8 protein-coding genes are annotated in these 7,766 nt (G+C 71.9%); 3 read left to right on the top strand and 5 right to left on the bottom strand.

Annotated features, from left to right (window positions below; all coding sequences use genetic code 11):
- A partial coding sequence (locus MFF56_RS30490; RefSeq protein WP_283207450.1) for a Holliday junction DNA helicase RuvB C-terminal domain-containing protein occupies positions 1–148 on the top strand: 148 nt, incomplete at its 5' end.
- A 23-nt stretch (positions 149–171) separates the two neighbouring features.
- Here the strand turns inward: MFF56_RS30490 and MFF56_RS30485 are convergent.
- The 4 genes from MFF56_RS30485 to MFF56_RS30470 form a co-directional block, all read right to left on the bottom strand.
- Positions 172–426, bottom strand: a complete 255-nt coding sequence (locus MFF56_RS30485) for a hypothetical protein (protein WP_066919436.1) — start codon at positions 424–426, stop codon at positions 172–174.
- Between the two features lie 52 nt (positions 427–478).
- The gene (locus tag MFF56_RS30480; RefSeq protein ID WP_197430459.1) at positions 479–712 is read right to left on the bottom strand and encodes a hypothetical protein; all 234 of its coding nucleotides are present in this window, start codon (positions 710–712) and stop codon (positions 479–481) included.
- A 59-nt stretch (positions 713–771) separates the two neighbouring features.
- Positions 772–1,227 carry a GNAT family N-acetyltransferase gene (locus MFF56_RS30475; RefSeq protein WP_066919438.1) on the bottom strand — a complete coding sequence of 152 codons (456 nt, stop codon included), beginning with the start codon at positions 1,225–1,227 and terminating at the stop codon, positions 772–774.
- A 133-nt stretch (positions 1,228–1,360) separates the two neighbouring features.
- Complete coding sequence (locus tag MFF56_RS30470; protein WP_066919440.1) at positions 1,361–2,992, bottom strand: ABC transporter substrate-binding protein; 1,632 nt, start codon at positions 2,990–2,992, stop codon at positions 1,361–1,363.
- A 426-nt stretch (positions 2,993–3,418) separates the two neighbouring features.
- On the opposite strand from MFF56_RS30470, the gene MFF56_RS30465 reads away from it, so the two are divergent.
- Together MFF56_RS30465 and MFF56_RS30455 are read left to right on the top strand one after the other, a co-directional pair.
- Positions 3,419–3,727, top strand: a complete 309-nt coding sequence (locus MFF56_RS30465) for a DUF6894 family protein (protein ID WP_066919442.1) — start codon at positions 3,419–3,421, stop codon at positions 3,725–3,727.
- A gap of 578 nt (positions 3,728–4,305) precedes the next feature.
- Positions 4,306–6,303, top strand: coding sequence for a putative bifunctional diguanylate cyclase/phosphodiesterase (locus MFF56_RS30455; RefSeq protein ID WP_066923446.1), 1,998 nt, complete (start codon positions 4,306–4,308; stop codon positions 6,301–6,303).
- Between the two features lie 12 nt (positions 6,304–6,315).
- On the opposite strand, the gene MFF56_RS30450 is transcribed toward MFF56_RS30455, so the two are convergent.
- Complete coding sequence (locus tag MFF56_RS30450) at positions 6,316–7,437, bottom strand: class I SAM-dependent methyltransferase (protein WP_238232077.1); 1,122 nt, start codon at positions 7,435–7,437, stop codon at positions 6,316–6,318.
- Positions 7,438–7,766 lie beyond the last annotated feature (329 nt).

Raw genomic sequence — 7,766 nt, 5'->3', positions numbered from 1 at the left:
CATCGAGGACATCATCGAGCCCTACCTGATCCAGCAGGGCTTCGTGCAGCGCACCCCCCGCGGCCGCGTCCTCACCCCGCAGGCCTTCCGCCATATGGGCCTCGCCGTGCCGAGGACGGAGCCGAGCCTCGACGCTGCGGAGGCCTGAATTCCGGCCGTACGGCGATCCGCCTACCCGCCCACGAGGCTGTCGGCGAAATCGTCGGGCACCGCGCCGAAGCTCTCGAGGATCGCGATGCTCTCGACCTCGCCGGTCTCGTCGTCGGCGACCACCCGCAGGGCCGCGGTGCCGGGCAGGCGCGCGGCCATGGCCTGCGCCTTCTTGAGCGCGCCGCTCTCGGTGCCCGTGACCTCGCGGTCGCCCGGCGTCAGACGGTTGCGCTTCATCACGAAGGTCTGCACGACGAAGGTCGTCTTGAGGGTCATGTGCGGGATCCCGGCGGCGGCACCCCGCTCTACGCGATCGGGTGCCCGCGCCTCAACGCTCGCGCCGCAGGCTGCGGACGAAGCGCCGGGCGACCGCGCGCACCGCCGCGTCGTCGCGGCTGCCGTCGTCGGCCTTGTCCCAGAGGTGGTCGAGGCTCCCGTCGAGCGCGTCGAGGAGGGCGGGGTCGCGCTCGGCGAGATGCCGGATCGTGCCGAAGAGCAGGTGCTCGACGGCCAGCTCGCGGTGGCGGGCCTCGACGATCGGATCGGGATGGGGCTCTGACATGGTGCGAGAACGAGCGGGCCGGCCTCGGGTTCGGCCCCGGGCCGCGATGCCGCAGCCCCTCAGCTCCGCTTGCGCAGCGGACGCTCGTAGCGGGCGGCGGTCTCGGCGAAGCCGGTCGCCGCACAGAAGCCGCGCAGGCTGGCCGCCGCCGGCTCCGGTCCGGCGTCGAGGCGCAGCACGCCGCAGCCGGCAGAGCGCGCGGCCTGGGCGCCGGCCTTGAGCAGCAGGCGGCCGATGCCCTGGCGGCGCTCCTCCGGCGCGACCGCGAGCGTGCTGACGACCGCGACCGGGTGCGCGTCCACGAGCGTCGCGTGCCAGTGCAGTACGATGAGCCCGCTCGGCGGTCCCCAGGCCAGGGCGAGGAGCGCGCTGCCGCCTTCCTGGCGCAGGGCCTCGATCCGCAGGGCGAGCGCGCGCGGCGGGATCGCGATGCCGCAGGCGCCCAGCAACTCGGCGAGGCCGGGGGCGTCGGCGGCCGAGGCCGAGCGGATCTCCAGGCCGTAGCGGTTGCTCACGTCGGCGCTCCGGCGGACCAGGGGCGCCCTCGTTGGGCGGAAACGTCCGGCCGGGTCAAGGCTCGGGGCCGAGACTCGGGGCTCTGCCCCGAGGCCCCGCCGAAGGGTTCTCACCCTTCGGGATCCCGCATCCTCAGGCGAGCGTCGTCAGGTCCTGGAACCAGTGCTGGGCCTGGGTGTAGCCCTTCACCCGCGGCGAGAGCGCGTGCGGGTTGGTGTCGTGCACCACCCAGACCTGGACCGCGTCGTCCACCACGATCTCGTGCATCCGGGCGAGCAGCCGGTCCTGCTCGGCCGTGTCGAGGCTGTTGCGGATCCGGTCGCAGAGCGCATCGACCTCACTGTTGCGGTAATGGCTCCAGTTCACGCCGTTCGGGGCGATCTGGCGCGAATCGTAGAAGCGCAGCATCGCGTAGAACGGGTCCGAGGTGACGTAGGCGATGTTGCCGCCCGAGACGTCCTTCAGGCTCGGGTCCGTGGCACCCTGGCGCCACCCCGTATAGGCCACCTCCAGCTCCACGGTGCGGAACGCCACCTGGATGCCCACCTCCGCCCAGCTCTGCTGGATGAACTCGTTGATCGGCAGGCTCAGCATCTGCCCGGTGCCGCCGGTCGGGATGACGAAGGTGGTCTTGAGCGGGTTCTTCACCGAGTAGCCCGCCGCCTCCACGAGCTTGCGGGCCTCGTCCATGTCGGTCCGGATCTTGAAGCTCGGGTTGCCGAACCAGGGGCTCGACGGCTGCACCTGGCCGGTGGCCGGCGCGGCGAGCCCGCCCATCAGCTGCACCACGCCCTCGCGATCGACCGCGAGGTTGGCGGCGCGGCGCAGGCGCAGGTCCCGCCAGGGCGAGCCCTCCGCCATCGAGAGGTGGTAGTTCCAGACGTGGGGCGTGTCGTTGCCCACCACCCGCATGCCGGCGGCCTTCAGGCGCGGCACCGCGTCGGGAGCGGGCAGCTCGATCAGGTCGACGTTGCCGGAGAGGAGCGCGTTCACCCGGGCCAGATCCTCCGGCACGCAGGCGAGCGTGAGCTTGGCGAGCTTCGGCATGCGCTTCGGGTTCCAGTAGCGCTCGTTCGGCACGAACTCGGCCCGCACCCGGGGGGTGAGGCCCGCCAGCTTGTAGGGACCGGTGCCCGAGGGCTGGAAGGCGAACTTCGCCCAGTCGCGCCCGACCCGCTCGTACTGCGCGGGCGAGGAGATCAGGAACCAGAGCATCTGGTAGGGGAACAGGCTGTCGACGCTCTTCGTCGTCACCTGCACGGTCGCGGCGTCGAGCTTCCTGTAGCTCGCCACGCCCGGCAGGCGCGGGCGCACCTGCGCCGCCTGGCGCTGGTCGAAGTGCGGCGCCTCCTTGTTGAGCACCTTGTCGAAGTTCCAGATCACCGCGTCGGCGTCGAAGGGCGAGCCGTCGTGGAAGGTCACGCCCTCGCGCAGGCGGAAGGTCCAGTTCTTCCGGTCGGCCGGATCGCTCTCCCAGGCGGTCGCGAGCCCCGGCACCATCTTGCCCGGCCGGTCCGCCACGTCGAGTTCCCAGGCGACCAGCGGGTCGTAGAGGGTGAGCCCCGTGAACTGGTAGCCGCCCGCGCCCCGATCCGGCTGGCCGGTGGTGAGGGGCAGGTCGGTCATCGAGATGCCGTAGGTCAGGCTGCCGGAGGGAGCCGCCCCGGCCCCGTCCCGCGCCAGGGCCCGGCCGGTCGGGCCCAGGGCGGCGAGGGCCGCGCCCCCGGCCAGAACCGATCGGCGTGTCAGCGGCGTGCGGTGCATCAGGATCTCTCGTTCGGGCGGCTGTTCGGCGTGCGGACCCGGTGGCCGCGCGGCCGGACAGAGCCCGGGCGCCATCAGCAAGAAGCGGGCCAGGACGGCCGCACATCGACGAGATCTCGAGCAGAGACGTAGCTCAGACGTAGCTCAGATCGCGGGGCTGCCCGCATTCGCCCTTCCGTCGAGGCAAATGGCCCAGTGGATCCGGCACGCCGGATCCACGGAAACGGCCCGGCACGGTGCGGATCCGTGACGTTGCTTCGTCTCGACCTGAGCGATCGGGTGAGGACGAGGCCGTCTGGGCCGCGCGAACCTGCGCGGTGCCTGCCGCGCTGCGGCGTGACAGCCGCCCCGGACGTGGGCAGAGTGGGGCTTCGCGAGAGCCGGCGACAGAATCCGGCCCGCCCGGGGGCCAGGAGGGAGCGCTCCATGCCACGGTACTTCTTCGACGTCCGGTCCGGATCCGGCCTCGTCTGCCTCGATTACCAGGGGCTCGACTGCGCCGACGACGCGGCGGCCCTCGACCTCGCCCGCCACGGCGCGGGCTTCACCTCGCACGCGGACTGCGCCCGCAATCCCCAGCTCACCCGCTACCGCTTCAGCGTGCAGGACGCCGAGCACCGGCCGCTCTTCACCGTGCCCTTCACCGAACTCGAGCCCGACGCGCCGCCGGCCCGCAAGCGGCCCCGCGGATCGGGGCGCGGCCGCACCGCCCGCAGCCGTCCATCCGTGCACTGACACCGCTTCCGGTTGATGGCTTCGGTTCGAGGCATCGTCTCGAAACGAAGCGCGGGTCCCCTCTCCCAAAGGGAGAGGTCTGCTTTCGCAGAAAGCCGGGTGAGGGGTATGACGCTGCCATACGAAGCGGCGCCCTGAACGCGCGTCGATGCCGAGCGCTGTTCTGAAGCGTCATACCCCTCACCCCAACCCTCTCCCTCTGGAAGAGGGGGCGCGGCGCGGTTCCCCGCACACGCCCGAACTGATCGACCGGCGACTGTATTGCGGGTCAAGCGCGGATGTCGCTTTGGGGGAAGGTTTTGTCCTCTCGGACGAGGGCGTTGGCCAGGACGACGAGCCTGCGCCCCGTGGCGACCTTGGCCGGCTTGCCGGCCTCCCTGTACCTGAGGCCAGGCCGTATCAAAGCACGGCCTGGCCTCAGGTACAGGAGGTCGTGTGAGGCCCGGCGGGGGCGGGTCCGGCGGCAGGCCGCGGGACTGGCTGGGGGCGAGTGCGGAAACGTCTGCAACTTTCGGTATCGGTTTCACCCTTCCGAAAGCCCGCCGCCTCTCAATCAGGGCGTGCAGACGGATCCCAGCATGCAGCCCAGCCTCGCGGCCCAGATCGACGGCGAACTCACCAAACGCTGGCACGAGCCGCGCTCGGCGACCCTGCGCGCGCTCTACGTCGAGCGCCTGGGCGAGGCGCAGCGGCGGGACGTGCGCGTCGCCGTCTGGATCGTCGGCATCCTCTACATGCTGTTCGCGGTCACCGACGCGGTGCTGATCGGCGACGTCCTCCTCTACACGGCGGCCGCGCGCCTCGCGATCGGCCTCGGCTTCATCGTCGGGATGGAGCTCCGGATCGGGCGGGGCGTGCCGCTGCCCCTGATCGACCGGCAATGCGCGGCGGCCGTGGTCGTCGGCTACGCGACCTGGCTCTGGCTCTCCAGCTACAGCCATCACCACCTCAGCGCGTCGTACTACATGACCTTCGGGATCATCTTCATGATGGTCTCGAACCTGTTCTTCAATTTCGGCTTCCGGCTGGCGCTGGTCACCTCGGGCGTGATCGCCGCGAGCTTCCTCGGCGCCCTCGCGACGGTTTTCCCGGTCAGCTACGAGTACGCGGTCGCGGTCGGCACGCTCTACCTCTCGACCTACGTGCTGACGCTCTACGTCAACTGGAAGCTCAACCGCGAGCGCTACCGGGTCTTCCTCAACGCGGTCCGGGCCGAGCTGCAGCAGGAGGAGGTGGTCGAGCGCGGCGCGGCGCTCCTGCGTCTCTCCACCACCGACGCGATGACGGGGCTCGCCAACCGCCGGGCGATCGACGAGGCCCTGCGCGCCCACTGGGAGGCGTGGCAGGGGCGCGGCCACGGCTTCGGCGTCGTCCTGATCGACATCGACTATTTCAAGCTCTTCAACGACCATTACGGCCACCAGGAGGGCGACCGCTGCCTCGTCGCGGTCGCCGCCGCGCTGGAGCGCGTCGCGGCGGAGCGGGGCTGCATCGTCGGCCGCTTCGGAGGCGAGGAGTTCATCGTGCTGGCCCGCTCCGAGAGCCGGCGGCAGATGGCGGGGATCGCCGAGGCGATCCGCGGCGCGATCGAGATCCTGTGCCTCCCCCACTGCCAGCGCCCGGACCGCTGCGAGACGATCACCGTCAGCGTCGGCGCCGCCTTCAGCGCGGATGTCGCCGGCAACAAGGTCGAGCGCCTCGTGACGGAAGCCGACCGCGCCCTCTACGCCGCCAAGGCGAGCGACCGGAACTGCGTGCGGGTGTTCGACCGGGACGACCCGGGGCAGCTCGGACTCTACGAGAGCGTGGCCGACCTCGTGCGCACCGCGCTCGCGCAGGACCGGGTCTCCCTGGTCTACCAGCCGATCCTCGACGCGCGCACCGGCGCGGTGGTGGCGGCCGAGGCCCTGATGCGGCTGACCGCGCCCGACGGCGCGCCGGTCTCGCCGGCCGTGTTCATCCCGGTGGCCGAGCGCACCGGCGCCATCGTCGAGCTCGGCAAATGGGCGGTGCGCACCGCCTGCCGCGAGGCGCTCGTCGGAGCGGGCCTGCGGCGGGTCAGCGTCAATGTCTCGGCGGCGCAGTTCCGGGTGCCGGGCTTCGCGCTCGCGGTGGCCGGGATCCTGGCCGAGACCGGGATCGCGGCCGGCCGCGTCGCCGTCGAGGTGACCGAGGGGCACGAGATCGAGACCCAGGACGCGGTGATGCAGGGGCTGGCCGAGCTGCGCGACCTCGGGGTGAAGCTCTGGCTCGACGATTTCGGCACGGGCTTCGCCGGGCTCTCCTGCCTGCGCAGCCTGCCCTTCGACGTCGTCAAGATCGACCGCTCCTTCCTGCACGCGGCCGAGACCCCGCAGGGTGCCCGGATGCTGGAGGACATCCTCGGCCTCGTGCGCAACGCCGGCCCCGCCACCGTGGTCGAGGGCGTCGAGACCGACGCCCAGCGCGCCTTCCTGGCGGCGCGGCCGGTCGACATGCTGCAGGGCTACCGCCTCGGCCGGCCGATGCCGGCCGAGGCGTTCCAGGCTTTCCTGCGCGAGCGGGAGGAGGCACCGGCCCGCTCGCTCTCGGCCTGAGGCGGGACCCGCTCAGGCACGCTCCAGCTCCAGATAGCCGACGCAGCCGCCCGAATCCGCGAAGTAGCGCTGCCCCGCGAGATCCACCTCCGAGATCTCGGCCGCGAAGGCCCGGATCTGCGCCTCGCCGCGGTAGAGGAGCTGCCAGTCCATCACGGCGTCCATGTAGGCCTCCTCGCGCAGGCCCGTGAGGAAGTTCCCGACGAGCAGCCGCCCGCCCGGCCGCAGCAGCCCGAACAGCCGGCGCGTCAGCCGGGCGGCGATCCGGTCGTCGAGGTAGTCGTAGAGGCCCGCCGCGTAGACGAGGTCGAAGCGACCGATCTCGGCCTCCGTCGTCGCCCTGGCGGCGATGAAGTCGCGCACGCTGAGCCGGCGCGCCGCGATGGCCGGCGAGAGGTCGCGGGCGCGCCCGGCCACCAGCGCGAGGCTCGCCCGGTCCTGGTCCGTGGCGAGCAGCCGCGCGATGCGGCCCTCCCGCAGGGCCGCGCTGATCTCGGCCTCCCGCAGATGTCCGCAGGCCACCGCCAGCACCGCGGCGCCGGGCCGCTCCACGGCCGCCCTGTCGATCGCTCCGGCCAGGATCCGGCGGCGCTCCCGCACGGCCGCGCAGGGCGCCGTCCCGGCGGTGACCGCGTAGGCCGCACGGCCGGCCGCGCTCGCGGCCGCCACCGCGGCGTCGGCGTCGGGGTGGCGGTAGATCAGGTCGAGCAGGCCCGCATCGCCGGGATAGCCGCGCGGTCGCGCGAAGGCGTGGCGGGTCAGCGGGCAGGCCTGCATCAGCGCCCCGAGCGGGTGGGCCCGCACGGCCGGCACCGCCACCGCGGCCCAGTCCGCCGGCCCGGCCTCGTCGCGCAGCCCCCGCAGGACCTCGATCGTCCGGTCCGCGAGGCGCGCATGTGCCTCGGGCCCGTCCGCCGCCCCGAGGTCGGCCGCGACCGCGTCGAGCCGCGCGGCGACGTCGTCGACGCATTGCCGCTGCGCCTCCGACAGGAGCGGAGGTGACGGATCGGCTGAAACAGGAAGCGTAAAGTTCCTACCGACCTCGACATAATCGGAAGGTTTCGGCCAGATCCGAACGGACGTGGCCGCACGCGCATGCCTAGAGCGCAGAAGACGTGCGGGATAGCGGCGCATCTTTTACATCCAATGAACGATCCTGCGCCCTGAAAGAGCTTGGATACGCTCGTTATTGCCCCCACCTGCGAGGTAAGCGGAGTCTGACTGCGATGCGTAGCGTTGCGCCGGATCCGGAAAGGCGTTGTCCACCAAAACCTATGGTTGTTCACACCCGTGATCGGCTACCTGTCCGGGTCCCCCTCGAAACGGTCGTGCGATCGGCCGCGGCCGCGGGCCGCCGGGCCGGTTGGGCCACGGTGTCGCAGGGTGGGTTGATCTGGGTTGCGATCCATAGGGTAGGGGTTGATTCCGCGGGGGGTATGCGGTCTCTCTTCATCGGACCGGCA

This window comes from Methylobacterium hispanicum (genome assembly GCF_022179285.1).
Taxonomy (GTDB): domain Bacteria; phylum Pseudomonadota; class Alphaproteobacteria; order Rhizobiales; family Beijerinckiaceae; genus Methylobacterium; species Methylobacterium hispanicum.
This window is presented reverse-complemented; position numbering and strand designations above follow the sequence as displayed.